Genomic DNA, 14934 nt, shown 5'->3' with positions numbered 1-14934 from the left:
ACAATCGTTTCCTAACCGGTTTGAATACCGCCTCAAACAACTACATACCAATCCGTTACCAAAACAAAATCCTTTTTTTACAATTTATAGTAAAAAAAACAAGCTCCAAATTTGTTTACATTCCAAAAAGATAATAGTTTTAGCATATTATTCCTGAAAGCTGTTAAAAGTTTTAAGAAATAGAACACCAACAACACTTCTACTTACAGTAACTGACACATCCAATAAATAGTGGTATTATTTATTCAAATGGTTATACCAGCTGAACCGCTATCGGATTGCCATTTTAGCACACTATAGAAACGATTATATAATTTTTTAAAAGATAAAAGAGAACATGATGAAAGATCAATTTGAAAATGAAGACGACAGAATACAGGATAAATTCAAGCAAAAAACCTGGAACGAAATAAGAACCAATGACTCTTGGGCAATCTTTAAAATTATGTCCGAGTTTGTAAACGGATACGAAGCAATGGGCCGTATGGGACCTTGTGTATCTATTTTTGGTTCTGCCCGAACAAAGCCGGAAGACAAATATTATCTATTAGCGGAACGTATCGCCTATAAAATCAGTAAAGCCGGATATGGCGTTATTACCGGTGGTGGTCCCGGAATTATGGAAGCCGGAAATAAAGGTGCTCATTTTGGCGGCGGAACTTCTGTAGGTTTAAACATTGAACTGCCTTTTGAACAACATTTCAACCCGTATATTGACAGAGATAAGAACTTACAGTTTGATTATTTCTTTGTGCGTAAAGTTATGTTTGTGAAATACTCACAGGGATTTGTAGTAATGCCGGGAGGTTTTGGAACCTTGGACGAACTGTTTGAAGCAATCACGCTTATCCAGACCAAAAAAATCGGAAAGTTCCCGATCATCCTGGTTGGTAAAGATTTCTGGTCCGGTTTATTTGAATGGATTAAAAATGTAATTGTTGAAAAACATGCCAATGCCAATCCGGCCGATTTGGATCTTATCAAGATCGTGGACAACGAAGATGAAGTGCTTGATGTATTGGACAACTTCTACAAGAAATATAACCTGAGCCCTAATTTTTAATTAGCGGCTGCAGCATAAAAAAAGGGACTTTAATGTAAAGTCCCTTTTTTGTTTTTGTTATTCTTCCGGCATGACTACCGGTCCGGCCCAGTCCATAATACCGCCAATAAGGTTATACGTATTGGTAAAACCCAATTGCTGCATTAAACTGCAGGCCTGGCTGCTACGTCCGCCCGAGCGGCAGTAGATATAATAGTTTTTGGATTTGTCCAATTCATCAACCTGATAAATAAAGCCTTGTCCTTTGTAAATATCGATGTTAACAGCTCCGGGAATAATTCCCTGATTCCATTCATCTACGGTGCGAACGTCCAGGATAACTGCATTTTCATCCTGTTGTGCTTCAGACCACCATTTTTCTTGTGTAATGTCCATATAGTTTGTTCGAGGTTTAAAGTTCAAATGTATTGAAAAAACATTTAACATTAAATCATCAAAGCTATTATTACGCTTTTATTGAACATCCGATCGCTTTGGTCTCTTTTACCGCTACTTCTTTGTTTTTTAGTAACGCATCGACAGCATTTTCAACATATTTTACTTTTACTGCTTTTTCATCACCATAATTATCATCAATTGCTCCGATGTATTTTACCTGATTTCCGGCTTTTGTTTTTTGTAAAATATAAACATGAGGTGTTTTGGTAGCGCCATACTGCGGATAGATTTTTTGTCCTTCATCCAATAAATACGGGAAGGTGAAGTTTTTCTCTTTGGCTCTCACCTGCATTAATTCGAAACTGTCGTCTTTTTGTTTTGCAGGGTTGTTCGGATTGATGGCAATTACCGGATATCCCAGTTTTTTATATTTTTTGTCCAGGGCAACAATCCGGTCTTCATAGGCCTGTGCATAAGGGCAATGGTTACACGTAAACACTACGATAAAACCTTTTGCAGCCGAAAAGTCTTTTAACGATACTTTCTTGTTGTCTACATTTTTCAGGCTGAAATCGGTAGCGATATCCCCTACTTTATAGCCTTCAGCCGGCTTTATTAATGTAAATGCACTCATAACTCCGATGACAAGTGCTAATCCTAAAAATTTAATTGCTTTCATATAAATGTATAAATCTGGTTAATTAATTCATGATGGATTGTAATTCTTTCTGTAAGGCTTCATACGTAAACGATTGCTCGAAAAACTTACGTTTGTCCCCTTTATAAATCACTGTTGCCGGAATTGCTCCGGACCAGGCGGTATCAACTTTGGAAATCCAGGCATTCGCATCCGGATCGTTTAAGTACACGATTTCCGATTGCATATTCTTTTTTTTGATAAAAGGCAAAAGGTTGCTTTCCACTTTTTGCGGCATGTCAAGGCTTACCAGCAGTACTTTTACTTTTTTATCTTTATAATCTGCATTCAGCTTTTCAAAATGCGGCAGTTCTGCTACACAGGGTACACACCAGGTTGCCCAAAAGTTAACCACATAGGTAGTATCGTTATCTTTTTTTAATAAAGGCTCCAGTCCGTTAAAGTCAAACGATTTTACTTTAACCCTGTCTTTTTCATATATTTTTAATGGTTTTGGCGTAGCTGCTGCTGCTTCTGTGACTGCTTTTTCTTCTGTTTTGACTTCTTTTTTACAGGAAATAAAACTGAAAACAGCCAGCATAATGATTATTTTTTTCATTTAGAATATTGGTTTAGGTCACTAAAATTAAGCATTATAACAGCCTTCGAAATAAATTTAACAAAAAATTAAACAAACATTTGTATATACAATTAAAAACATTACTACATTTGTACCAACAAATTTAATAACGCAATGAAAATCGAAGACATCATCAAATCTACAAAAGCTTTATCACTGGGCAAAAGAACAGTGCTGAATATTTTGTACACTCAAAACTTGGTTTCAGAGAAATTCGCTGAGGTATTAAAACCTTATGAATTATCAAGTGAACAATATAATGTATTGCGAATTTTGAGAGGTCAGAAGGCCAAACCAACCAATATGTGTGTAATACAGGAACGCATGCTTGCGAAAACCAGTAACACCACCCGTCTTGTTGACAAACTATTACTGAAAGACCTGGTTACCCGCGAAGTTTGTCCGGATAACCGGCGAAAAATGGAAGTGACCATTACGCCAAAAGGAATGGATTTATTAGAAGAACTGGATCCGAAAGTGGAACAGCATGAAGCTGCTTTTTCAGAGAATCTCACAACAGACGAATTGGAACAATTAAATGATTTATTAGAAAAATACAGAACCGTTAATTTTTGAAACATACTTATATGAGTAATTTAATAGACACGCTGAAATGGCGTTATGCAACAAAGAAATTTGATGCTGCAAAAAAAATTTCTAACGAAGATTTAGAAACAATCAAAGAAGCGATCCGCCTGAGTGCTTCGTCTTATGGTTTACAGCCATACAAAATATTTATCGTTGAAGATCCGGAATTAAGAGCCAAAATACAACCGGCTGCCTGGGGACAATCACAAATTGTTGACGCTTCTCATTTAGTAGTATTTGCAAACATTACTAATTTTGGTACCGAGCAAATCGACGCTTTTATGGATAATATCGTAGCGACAAGAAACATTCCTATGGAAAGCATCCAGGGTTATGGTGATTTTATGAAAACCACCCTTACCGCTTTATCAGAAGAAGCCAGAAATATCTGGACTTCAAAACAAACTTACCTTGCTTTAGGCAACCTTTTAACTGCTGCTGCTTCTTTAAAAATTGATGCAACGCCAATGGAAGGTTTTGAGCCAGCAAAAGTGAACGAAATTCTTGGACTAACCGAAAAAGGATTAAACGCTTCCCTTATTGCAACTTTAGGATACCGTCATGAAGAAGATGCTACACAGCATTATGCAAAAGTGAGAAAATCAAACGAAGAATTATTTATCAATTTATAATCAATTAATTAAAACCATTTTAAAATCAAATGAAAAATTTAAAATCAATTGCGTTAGCATTAGTAGTAGCTTTAGGTACATTATCAGCTTCAGCTCAAACAAAAAAAGTAGATGCTTCTAAAAGTACTATCAACTGGGTTGGTAAAAAAGTAACCGGTCAGCACGAAGGAACAATCAACTTAAAAGAAGGCGCTTTAGTTTTCAAAGGAAAAAAATTAAAAGGTGGTAACTTCACTGTAGACATGACTACCATTAGTGCAACAGACGTAACCGGAAAATCTAAAGCTGGTTTAGACGGTCACTTAAAAGCAGATGATTTCTTTGGTGTTGAAAAATTCCCAACTTCTAAATTGGTTTTCAAAACTATCGCTGAAAAAGGAAACGATACTTATACTGTAACTGCTGATTTAACAATTAAAGATAAAACAAACCCTGTAACTTTTGATATCGTTGTAAAAGGAAACACAGCTACAACAAGCTTCAAAATTGACAGAACTAAATACGGAATTGAGTACAACTCTGGTTCTATCTTCAGTTCTATCGGAGATAAAGCGATCAACGATGAGTTTGATTTAACTGTAAGCTTACAGTTCTAATATCCGAACAAAACTTTGCTATGAAAAAGAAAAGAGGCTGTCAGATGACAGCCTCTTTTTTATTGGATTTATTTTGCGTTTAAAAAATCTTAAACAGCATTCGGATACTGAATATAATCACTAAAAAGGCAACTGCCAGTATTGCTGTTTTTTGCGGCAGTTTACCGGCTAATCGCGCCGCTAACGGTGCGGCTATGGAACCGCCCACAATTAAACCGATCACTATATACCAGTGGCTTACGCCCAAAGAAGCAAAAAATGTAATGGAAGCCGCCAGCGTTACAAAAAACTCAGCCAGACTAACGGTACCCACCACATAGCTGGATTTTCGTCCTTTGGCCAATAAGGTAGAGGTCACAATAGGTCCCCAGCCGCCGCCGCCAAATGCATCAAAAAGTCCGCCGGAAAAACCTAATAATCCCGTGTGTTTCACTTTCTTTCGGACAATCTTTTTGCGAAAAGCAATAATAATAAGCCGTATCCCGATAATCATCGTATAGGATGCTAAAATAGCATAGGTAACCGTTTCGTATTTGTTCCCGAGATAAATGAGCAATAAAGCGCCGCTCACGGCACCAACAACACCCGGAATAGCCAGCCATAACAATAGTTTTTTGTTGACATTCCCGAATTTATAATGGGAAAAACCACTGATTCCGCTGGAAAACATTTCGGCGGTGTGAATACTACCACTAATGGCCGGAAGCTTAATTCCAAACAGCATCATACTGGTCGCACAGGTCACGCCATAGCCCAGTCCGACAGCACCATCAACCAGCTGCGCAAAGAAACCAACCAGTACCATCCCGTAAAAAGCCGGCGGAATTTCCCGGATATAACCATTCAGGTCATGTACCGAAATTACCGAGGACAATCCGTATCCAAAGAAAACAGCCAGAAAAACAACCGCTATTTCAAAAGTCAGCTCTTTGTACTGCTTCCCTTCTTTTTTACTGTTATCCCGGCTAACCAGCAATGCCGTTGCCTGATTCAGGGAAGCCAGCTTTGTTTGTATATCTCCTTTGTGCCTCGCCCGGAAAGCATTCAGATTTTCAATACTGTCGTGAATATTTTCCGGAATGGCTTCCTGCAAATGTTCCCGCAAACGACGGGCTAAAACCGGTGACTTTCCATTGGTGGAAATTGCAATTTTTAAATGGCCTTTATTCACTATCGAACCCAGATAAAAGTCACACAGATCGGGCTGATCGGCGGCATTTACCAGGATCCCTTTCTCATTGGCCCGTTCCTTGATTTCGCGGTTCAATCCGGTATTGTCCGTAGCAATGATCAGGAAATCGGCAGCTGCCAGATCTCCATCGGCAAAAGCACGTTCCTCCCATTCGATATGCGGATATTCTCTTAGTAATTCCCATAAATCATTGCTGATTTCCCGGGCAATAATCCGGATGGCAGCCAGCGGATTCTGCCTTAATAGTGTTTCTGCTTTTTCCAGACCAATTTTCCCACCGCCTACGATCAGGAAACGGAAGGTATCGGTTTTTAAAAATATTGGAAATAATGTATTTTCCATGTTTATTTATTTATTAAAGATATCGTGTGAAGCAAGGATATTCTGAGAATATCACGGTCATAATATTCCGTTCCGGAAGTGCGTTGCTGGTACCAGTTCATATAGCCAACCTCCACGGCAAAGGCAGGATTCAGCCGGTAATTGACTGCGGCATAAATACGGTTCTGGTCAAAAACATTCTTTACAATGGTACTGCCTGCGTTAAACATCACCTCATCTTTTACCTTAACCGTTATCATCTCTTCTCTGGTGTGCTTTTTTCGGATAACCGGAATATCAAATCCCAGCTGATAGCGGAACCGGAAATTTGAAAAGCGGTAACCGCCGCTCAGTTCATTATTTTCCATATCGTGAAAAAAACGGGCTTCGGCTTTATAGCGTTGCGAAATTGTCATAAAAGAGAACTTTTGCTTATTGTCAAAACCAATATCCGGACGCAATTCGGGAACGATCAGGCTGCTCTCCGCTTCCGGATCCTGCGGACTTTGCAAAAAGAGCGTCATTCCGGCCGAAGCATTCCAGTTTTCAATCAGCTTCCGCTGAACATTACTCCTGAAAACCAGCTGATGCTGTGCGGTGGGATTGTAAAACTGCCTTTCCTGAACCTCGCTTAACACGTTCCAGTTTTCATTTATCTTTAAAGTGTTATAATACCCATACCAAAGCAATTGCTGATGCGTAACCGATTTTTGAGCCAATAGCGAACAGGATACAAACAGGACGATGACCGAACCGGATCGTTTAGTGAACCGCAAAAAATTTCCTGTGGGTAAAGTCTCCGAATGTTTCATGCTGTATACGCTCTTTTGTGTACTGGTCAAAAAGACCATCCAGTTCCGTCAATATTTCTGTTTCTGTAAGTTGCTTTTTATAAACCTGATTCAGGCGGTTTCCTAAACGGTCGCCACCAAGCATTAAATTATATTGCGCCGGTCCGGTACCCACAAAGCCTATTTCGGCCAAATAAGGCCGGCCGCAGCCATTCGGGCATCCTGTCATCCGGATACTGATCTCGTCCTGCTCCAGATCATATTTTTTAAGGAACGGTTCGATTTTAGTGACCAATTCGGGTAAGTAGCGCTGTGCTTCGGCTAAGGCTAACGGACAGGTAGGCATCGCCACACAGGCCATCGAGCTTTTTCGCATCGCACTATCCTGCTCTTCAATTTTATATTTCGCAATCAGTGCCGTAACCTTTTCTTTATTGGCTGCGGAAATCTCTCCCAAAATCAGGTTTTGGTTACAGGTAAAGCGGAAATCGGATATTTGCAATTGCGCCAGTTCATGCAGAAATTGTTTCTGATACGGCTTTATCACACCATGCTCCACAAACAAGGTATAAAACCATTTGTTCTCATAGTTTTCCTGCCATCCGTAACGGTCATTTCTTTCCGTAAACGCATAACTTTCTTCCGGAAGCAGCGCAAATCCGATTCTTTTTTCCAGTTCTTTTTTAAAATTATCGACTCCTAATTTATCGACCGTATATTTTAAACGGGATAATTTCCGGTCGCTGCGGTTGCCATAATCCCGCTGAATGGTCAGCACCTCATAAACGGCTTTCAGTGTTTTGGCTTCGGTATCGGTAAATCCAATGATGGTTGCCAGGCGCGAATAGGTATTTGGGTTACCGTGTGTGGTTGCCAAACCGCCTCCAATGGCAATATTGAATCCTTTTAACTGACCGTCTTTTATGATGGCAATCAATCCGATATCGTTCGAAAATACATCCACATCGTTCGATGGCGGAATCGCAATCGCAATCTTGAATTTCCTTGGCAGATAGCGATCCTGATACAGCGGATCGGCTTCGCTGGAACGTTCGTAGATCTTTTCTCCGTCTATCCACACTTCATAATACGATTGTGTTTTGGGCAGCAGCAATGTCGAGATCTTATCGGCATAATCATATATCTGCTGAAACAAAGGCGAAACCTGCGGATGCGAACTACAGGTCACATTCCGGTTTACATCGCCACAGGCAGCAATGGAATCCAGTTTTGCCAGCAGGAATCCCTGGATAGTAGGCTGTAACTGGTGTTTTAGCAATCCGTGCAGCTGAATGGTCTGCCGGGTTGTAATTTTTAAAGTTCCGGTTCCGTATTCTTCCGAAATTTCATGGGTAGCCAGCCATTGGTCAGCAGTGATCACTCCTCCCGGAATACGCAGCCGGATCATAAAAGAATACAGCTTATCCAGTTTTTTCGCTGCTCTTTCTGCTCTTCTGTCCCGGTCATCCTGAACATACATTCCGTGGAATTTCACCAGTGCTTCATCGTCCGGACGAACATTACCGGTATGGTTGTCTGTTAAACTCTCTTTTAATGTGCCTCGAAGTCCGTCACTCTTTACTTTTATGGCTTCAATCGGGGATAATTTATCGTTACTCATTTTATTATTTTATACGTTGTTCTAATACACATCTTTCTGATAGCGTCCTTCCGTTTCCAGGTTTTCCAATATCTGCTTCGCTTCCGGAATGCTGATGTTTTCTGCTGTTGCTATAATTTCCAGTATGGTGTTTTCCACATCGGTACTCATCGGGTCTTTTTGTCCGCACACATATATATAGGCACCGTTGGACAGCCATTCGTAAAATTCTTTTGCCTGCTGCTTTAACCGGTCCTGAACATAGATCTTATGTTTCTGATCCCGGGAAAAAGCCGTGTCCAGTTTTGTCAGTACGCCGGTAGCCAGCCATTCCTGTATTTCCGTCTGATAATAGAAATCGGAAACAAAATGCTGTTCTCCGAAAATAAGCCAGTTTTTACCTTCCGCGCCAGTAGCATCGCGGTGTGCCAGAAAGCTTCGGAATGGGGCAATCCCCGTTCCCGGTCCTATCATAATAATGTCCTTGTCTTCTTCCGGCAATCTGAAATTCTGGTTCTTATGAATATAAAAGCTTATTGGGGTGTCTTTTTCATAATCGGCTAAAAACTGGGAACATAAGCCTGTTTTCTGAATTCCGTCAACGGTAAACGTATTCCGGTTTACAGTAACATGCACTTCTCCTTCATGGGCTTCCAATGCAGAAGAAATGGAATACAAACGCGGAGCTATCGGGTGCAGCAGTGCAATCAAAGCATCCCATGAAATCGCTTCCTGAGCAGGATATTTTTCCAGGATATCCAGTAAATCGGCTTTATCTTCTGTAATAGCCACATTCAACAACTGCCCTATAGCATCCAATGATTTTTTAGACAATCCCCTGATATTTTTACCGGCAAGCTCCCGGCCTTGCTCTCCGGCTCCGAAAAAAGCTGCTATTGCGGCTATTTCACTCGGGTTGTTTTTAGGGTAAAACCCTATGGCATCGCCGGGTTCATAGGTAATTTCTGCTTCGGATACGATCTCAATATGATAGGTTTCCTTATTTGAATCCCGGTCGTTTAAAATAACTTTATGCGTTATAATCCCTTCATACGTTTTTTTATGGGAAGCTGCATTGGCGGTACTCTTTTTCGGTTCGGAAGCTGTTGCTGTTCCCGTATGCTGAAGCACTTTCAGGATTTCGGCAAACCAGCTTTCGGCAACCGGAGCATAATCCACATCGGCTTTCTGAAAGGCAATCACACGCTGTGCTCCCAACCGTTCAAACTGTCCGTCTATAACTTCACCCGCCTTACAGAATAACGGATAAGAAGAATCGCCTAATCCTAAAACGGTAAATCTGGTTTTGGAAAGGTTTGCAGCCGTATTGCTCAGGTTATCAAAAAATTTGATCGCATTCTGTGGCGGATCTCCTTCTCCCTGAGTACTCATGATCACAATCACAAAGTCTTCTTTTTCAATTTTCTCAACCGGATACTGAAAGGCATCCACTACTTTGGACTGTATCTTGTTTTTCTTTAATACCGCCTGTAATTGTGATGCCAGTTTTTTAGAATTCCCGGTTTCTGTTCCATAAATGATGGTTGGTTTGACTACAACTTCCGCTATGATTTCCGGTTGCTGCTGTGGTTCATGCTGCGCTAGAATACCGGCGAGATAACCGCTTGTCCAGATGATTTCTTCCCGGGAATACTGTTTTACCAGATCTTTTAAGACTACTAATTTATTTTCAGCCAGCATGTTGTAAGTTTATTATATGGTTATCGAAATAAGAGCTTGCTTTGGATTGTTCCTTAAACCAGGCATAATGACGGTGCAGGTTGACCACATTTCCTACTATTAATAAAGTAGGGACATATTCAAATGCCGGCAATTCTTTTGTTTTTAGTTCTTCAAAGGAAAAAACCCTGGTTTTCTGAAAAGGGGTTGTCGCCTGCTGGACAACAGCTATTCCTTTGTTTACATCAATATTGTTTGTCAGTAAATAGTTCGCCAGCTGGTGCAACCGCTGTCCACTCATATAGAAAACAAGGGTGTCATCTGTCGTTGCCCAATCGGTCCATTGCAGCGCGGTAACCGTACTCAGGTCGAACAGGGTTAAAAAGCGTACTCCCCTGGCGTGTTCCCTTGCTGTTAAAGGGATTCCGGTATAGGCAGCAGCACCAAAAGCAGCCGATATTCCGGGAACAATCTCATACGGAATGTGATTTGCTTTCAACACTTCAAGTTCATCCAAAACATTCGAAAAAAGCGAAGCATCTCCACCTTTTAGTCGCAATACCAGTTTGTTTTGCTTCGCAAATTCCACCATTAATGTATTGATGTCACTTTGTGGCGTGTGTATTCCTTTCGAACATTGTTTTCCTACATATATAATTATCGCGGCTTTCTTTGCATTATCGGCTATCATTTGCGGCGAAACCAATCTGTCGGTCAGAATGACATCGGCTGTTTGTAAATATTTCAGTGCTTTTACGCTTATTAAATCGGGATCGCCCGGACCGGCTCCGGCCAATATTACTTTCCCTTTGTTTTCTATACTCATTGGTTTTTCTTTTGTTTACGGATTAATACAATCCTTCGATGGACAGGTAACGTTCCCCGGTGTCATAATTAAAGGTCAGTACGGTCGCGCCATCGGGAATTTCATCCAGCTTTTTAGCCACGGCAGCTAAAGAGGCTCCGGTAGAAATCCCTACCAGTATTCCTTCTTTTTTAGCAATGGCACGGGCATATTCGAAGGCTTCGTCCTTACCGATCTGAATCACTTCATCTATTAATTCTTTTTGGAAAACAGCCGGTACAAATCCGGCTCCGATTCCCTGCAACGGGTGCGGTCCCGGCGCTCCTCCGCTTAGTACCGGAGACAATTCCGGTTCTACCGCGATAACTTTTATATGCGGATATTTTGCCTTTAAAACTTTCGCAACCCCGGTAATATGTCCTCCGGTTCCAACGCCGGTTATCAGGTAATCCACTCCTTCCGGAAAATCACTGATGATTTCCTGAGCAGTTGTTTTTTCGTGGATCGCTACATTCGCCGGATTGTCAAATTGCTGCGGCGACCAGGCATTCGGAATTTGAGAAACCAGTTCATTCGCTTTTTCAATCGCGCCTTTCATTCCTTTTTCTCTTGGCGTGAGTTCAAATTCCGCTCCATAGATTTCCATTAGTTTTCGTCGCTCTACACTCATCGATTCCGGCATGACCAAAATCACACGGTATCCTTTTACAGCGCCCACCAATGCCAGTCCGATACCGGTATTTCCGGAAGTAGGTTCGATAATCACACTGTCCGGTTTTAACAGCCCTTTCTGTTCGGCATCTTCAATCATTGCCAAGGCAATACGGTCTTTGATGCTGTTTCCCGGATTGTTTTTTTCCAGTTTAATCCATACATTTTTGTTCCCTTCAAATAGTTTCTGAAGTTGTACAACGGGTGTATTCCCTATCGTTTCTAAAATATTATGTGCTTTCATTTTTATTGTTTTGTTGTTTTGTTGTTGTTTTATATGACAAAATTCAATGGCTCCGGAAACGGTGCTTTGTTTTTAATTACGATTTCACTTTTATGGTATACCAGTGATTGCTTAGGAATGGAATTGGTTATCCAGACATTTCCTCCTATAATGGCATCATTCCCTATTTCGGTATTGCCGCCCAAAATGGTAGCATTGGCATAAATGATCACCTTGTTGCCAATAGTGGGATGCCTTTTTTCTTCGGCTTTAGCCTTACTGACATGTAAGGCTCCCAGTGTTACCCCCTGGTAGATATTCACATCATTCCCGATTATCGTGGTTTCGCCTATAACAATACCGGTTCCGTGGTCGATAAAGAACCGCTCTCCTATTTTCGCTCCGGGATGAATGTCAATTCCGGTTTTGCTGTGTACGTATTCCGAGATCAGCCGGGGTACTACCGGAACCTTGCTTTTCCAGAGCTGGTGTGCCAACCGGTAAATGGCAATGGCAAAAAAACCGGGATAGGCCACCAATACTTCACTACGGGATTTCGCTGCCGGATCAAAGTTGAAAACAGCTTCCAGATCGGCTTCCAGCCAGCTGTGAATTGTTTCCAGAGCGTTAAAAAAGTCTTTTACGACTGTTTTTGTTTCATGATCCGTCAAAATGCTGTTCAATATTTTTTCCAGTTCCGTTTTTAACACTGCTTCGCGGGCGGTAAAAAAATCGGCATCGGAATAGTCTTCTCCTATCGAAAACAGCCATTGGAAGATGTGTTCCACCCAGGCTTCCGTTTCGGCTTTATCCGGTAACTTCCGGATTTTCTGCCTGTTCTTATTGTAAATCGGATGTGCCATACTTTATGCTAAAAACATCAGGGCGCCCACTGTATTAAAAGTGGTTTCATCAACTAAAATGGCATTACCGCTTTTGGAATTTTCTTCAAAAGCATCGAAGAATAACGGTTGGTTTGCCCGTAATGAAATTTGCCCGATATCGTTAAGTTTCACTTCTGCTGTGTCGTTAAACTGCCATTCGTTAACATTCCATTTCCGGTCTACAGCCTGAATTTTTACCCGAACGGTTCTGAAACGATGCTGCAGCAGATAAGTTTTTCCAATTTGCAGCGGCGTATTATCCAGCCAGCATACCCAGGTTTTAAGTTCGTTGGAAGTTGTTGGTAATTCGGTTGTTTTCACAATACTGTCCCCGCGGCTGATGTCTATATTGTCTGCCAGGTGCAAAACCACATTGTCACCCGCCTTAGCGCTGTCAATGCTTTTCTGGTGTTTTTCAATCTTTACGATAGTCGTTTCAATTCCGGATGGCAGTACTTTTACCGTATCTCCGGTTATGTAGCTTCCGCTTAATATCTGCCCGGCATATCCTCTGTAGTCGTGATTTTCTTCGTCTTTGGGACGAATAACCCATTGTACCTGAAAACGGGTCGCTAAATTTTCTTTGGACGGTATTTCGATATGTTCCAGCGTACTCAACAAGGTATCGCCTTCAAACCATGGGGTTTTCGCCGATTTTGCGACGATATTATCCCCAACCAAAGCGCTAACCGGAATATAGGCCACCTCATCATAGTTCAGGTTTCCTTTTATGCTTTCGAAACCGGCTTTAATCGTATTGAAAACCGTTTCGGAATAATCCACCAGGTCAATTTTGTTGATGGCAATAATGGCTTTTTTAATGCCCATTAAGGATCCCACACTGGCATGTCGTTTGGTTTGGGTCGTAATTCCCTTGCGGGCATCGACCAGAATAATAATCAAATCGGAGTTTGAAGCTCCGGTAATCATGTTCCGGGTATATTGCTCGTGGCCGGGTGCATCGGCTATAATGAATTTCCTTTTTCTGGTGGAAAAGTATTTATAGGCTACGTCTATCGTGATTCCCTGTTCTCTTTCGGCACGCAGTCCGTCGGTGATTAACGACAAATCGATAGTGGCTCCCTCCTGTTTTGTCTGTTGCTGCAATACTCCCAGCTGGTCGGTATGTATACTGTCGGAATCATAAAGCAACCGGCCTATCAAGGTACTTTTACCGTCGTCTACATTTCCTGCTGTTATAAATTTTAAGGTGTTCATGCTGTTTTTTTTTTGCGGATTTACAAATCCTTATTGCTTATATTTTAGTTCGTTAGCTGCAAGACCATTTTAGAAATAGCCCTGCTTTTTACGGTCCTCCATCGCGGCTTCCGAAAGCTGGTCGTCCAGTCGGGTTTGTCCGCGTTCGCTGATCCTTGTCTGAATAATGTCTTCAATAATATCCTGTACTGTGGCGGCTTCAGAAGGAACCGCTGCGGTACAGGTCATGTCGCCTACCGTTCTGTAGCGTACTTTTTCGACCACCACGGTATCCGTTGGCAGCGGCTGAATAAACGTTGAAGTAGCGACCAGTTTATCCTGGTGAACGATACATTCCCTGTCATGCGCAAAATACAGCTCCGGCAGTTCGATGTTGTATTTCTGGATGTAGTTCCAGACATCCAGTTCTGTCCAGTTGCTAATCGGGAACACACGGACATTATGTCCTTTGGCTACTTTTCCGTTGAGAATATCCCATAATTCGGGGCGCTGCAGTTTGGGATCCCATTGTCCGAAATCGTCCCGAACGGAAAAAATACGCTCTTTCGCTCTGGCTTTTTCTTCATCACGCCGTGCACCGCCAATGCAGGCATCAAATTCATTTTCCTGAATGGTATCCAGCAAAGCATAGGTTTGTAAAGCATTCCGGGAAGGAAAACGTCCCTGGGTTTCTTTCAGATTGTATTTTTTGATACTGTCTTCAACCGAGCCTACAATCAGTTTTTCACCAATCTGATTCACCAGATAATCTCTGAAAGCAATGGCTTCCGGAAAATTATGCCCGGTATCGATATGGACTAACGGAAACGGGAATTTCCCCGGACGGAAGGCTTTCAGAGCCAAATGAACCAAAACGATTGAGTCTTTTCCGCCGGAAAACAATAAAGCCGGTTTTTCAAACTGTGCCGCTGTTTCGCGAAGAATGTAAATGGCTTCGTCTTCTAATTGGTTTAAATATTCTTTTGAGTTACTCAT

At 41.5% G+C, this 14934-nt stretch carries 16 protein-coding genes; 4 read left to right on the top strand and 12 right to left on the bottom strand.

Translation table 11 applies throughout. The annotated features are described in order from the left end of the window. Positions 1–340: 340 nt before the first annotated feature. Entirely contained in the window at positions 341–1063 is a 723-nt protein-coding gene (locus B3394_RS17620; RefSeq protein ID WP_394353044.1) for a TIGR00730 family Rossman fold protein, read from the top strand. A gap of 57 nt (positions 1064–1120) precedes the next feature. On the opposite strand, the gene B3394_RS17615 is transcribed toward B3394_RS17620, so the two are convergent. The 3 genes from B3394_RS17615 to B3394_RS17605 all read right to left on the bottom strand — a co-directional run bounded on the left by B3394_RS17615 (position 1121) and on the right by B3394_RS17605 (position 2697). Further along, on the bottom strand, positions 1121–1438 hold the full coding sequence (locus tag B3394_RS17615; RefSeq protein ID WP_177734094.1) for a rhodanese-like domain-containing protein: 318 nt from the start codon (positions 1436–1438) through the stop codon (positions 1121–1123). Between the two features lie 70 nt (positions 1439–1508). Beyond that, positions 1509–2120, bottom strand: a complete 612-nt coding sequence (locus tag B3394_RS17610) for a thioredoxin family protein (protein ID WP_177734092.1) — start codon at positions 2118–2120, stop codon at positions 1509–1511. A gap of 22 nt (positions 2121–2142) precedes the next feature. Beyond that, on the bottom strand, positions 2143–2697 hold the full coding sequence (locus B3394_RS17605; protein ID WP_286927992.1) for a TlpA family protein disulfide reductase: 555 nt from the start codon (positions 2695–2697) through the stop codon (positions 2143–2145). Between the two features lie 135 nt (positions 2698–2832). Between B3394_RS17605 and B3394_RS17600 the strand changes: the two genes are divergently transcribed. From B3394_RS17600 to B3394_RS17590, 3 genes are read left to right on the top strand one after another with little or no spacing between them, the layout of a single operon-like run. Continuing rightward, entirely contained in the window at positions 2833–3294 is a 462-nt protein-coding gene (locus tag B3394_RS17600; RefSeq protein WP_177734088.1) for a MarR family winged helix-turn-helix transcriptional regulator, read from the top strand. Between the two features lie 11 nt (positions 3295–3305). Beyond that, positions 3306–3938: an NAD(P)H-dependent oxidoreductase gene (locus B3394_RS17595; protein ID WP_286927988.1), complete on the top strand. Its 633-nt coding sequence runs from the start codon at positions 3306–3308 to the stop codon at positions 3936–3938. Between the two features lie 29 nt (positions 3939–3967). After that, positions 3968–4534 (top strand): YceI family protein, encoded by a 567-nt coding sequence (locus tag B3394_RS17590; RefSeq protein ID WP_177734084.1) that lies wholly within the window; start codon positions 3968–3970, stop codon positions 4532–4534. Between the two features lie 79 nt (positions 4535–4613). On the opposite strand, the gene B3394_RS17585 is transcribed toward B3394_RS17590, so the two are convergent. The 9 genes from B3394_RS17585 to cysD form a co-directional block, all read right to left on the bottom strand. Further along, positions 4614–6068 carry a TSUP family transporter gene (locus B3394_RS17585; protein WP_273244860.1) on the bottom strand — a complete coding sequence of 485 codons (1455 nt, stop codon included), beginning with the start codon at positions 6066–6068 and terminating at the stop codon, positions 4614–4616. Between the two features lie 2 nt (positions 6069–6070). After that, a complete protein-coding gene (locus B3394_RS17580; RefSeq protein WP_286927985.1) occupies positions 6071–6859 on the bottom strand; it encodes a DUF2490 domain-containing protein in 789 nt (262 codons plus the stop codon). Then, the gene (locus B3394_RS17575; RefSeq protein ID WP_286927973.1) at positions 6810–8459 is read right to left on the bottom strand and encodes an NADPH-dependent assimilatory sulfite reductase hemoprotein subunit; all 1650 of its coding nucleotides are present in this window, start codon (positions 8457–8459) and stop codon (positions 6810–6812) included. The genes B3394_RS17580 and B3394_RS17575 overlap by 50 nt, the downstream gene beginning before the upstream one ends. Positions 8460–8480: 21 nt before the next feature. Next, positions 8481–10139: a diflavin oxidoreductase gene (locus tag B3394_RS17570; RefSeq protein WP_286927971.1), complete on the bottom strand. Its 1659-nt coding sequence runs from the start codon at positions 10137–10139 to the stop codon at positions 8481–8483. Continuing rightward, entirely contained in the window at positions 10129–10944 is an 816-nt protein-coding gene (cobA, locus tag B3394_RS17565) for a uroporphyrinogen-III C-methyltransferase (RefSeq protein WP_177734075.1), read from the bottom strand. The genes B3394_RS17570 and cobA overlap by 11 nt, the downstream gene beginning before the upstream one ends. A gap of 22 nt (positions 10945–10966) precedes the next feature. Next, positions 10967–11878, bottom strand: coding sequence for a cysteine synthase A (gene cysK, locus B3394_RS17560; protein WP_286927962.1), 912 nt, complete (start codon positions 11876–11878; stop codon positions 10967–10969). A 29-nt stretch (positions 11879–11907) separates the two neighbouring features. Then, positions 11908–12720, bottom strand: a complete 813-nt coding sequence (gene epsC / locus B3394_RS17555; RefSeq protein ID WP_286927956.1) for a serine O-acetyltransferase EpsC — start codon at positions 12718–12720, stop codon at positions 11908–11910. Between the two features lie 3 nt (positions 12721–12723). Continuing rightward, the gene (locus B3394_RS17550) at positions 12724–13959 is read right to left on the bottom strand and encodes a sulfate adenylyltransferase subunit 1 (RefSeq protein ID WP_286927952.1); all 1236 of its coding nucleotides are present in this window, start codon (positions 13957–13959) and stop codon (positions 12724–12726) included. A 69-nt stretch (positions 13960–14028) separates the two neighbouring features. After that, positions 14029–14934 carry a sulfate adenylyltransferase subunit CysD gene (gene cysD, locus B3394_RS17545; RefSeq protein WP_286927949.1) on the bottom strand — a complete coding sequence of 302 codons (906 nt, stop codon included), beginning with the start codon at positions 14932–14934 and terminating at the stop codon, positions 14029–14031.

This window comes from Flavobacterium sp. UBA4197, assembly GCF_002379575.1.
In the GTDB taxonomy this organism is placed as follows: domain Bacteria; phylum Bacteroidota; class Bacteroidia; order Flavobacteriales; family Flavobacteriaceae; genus Flavobacterium; species Flavobacterium inviolabile.
Note: the sequence above shows the minus strand (reverse complement) of the source record. Positions and strands in the feature narration are given on the sequence as shown.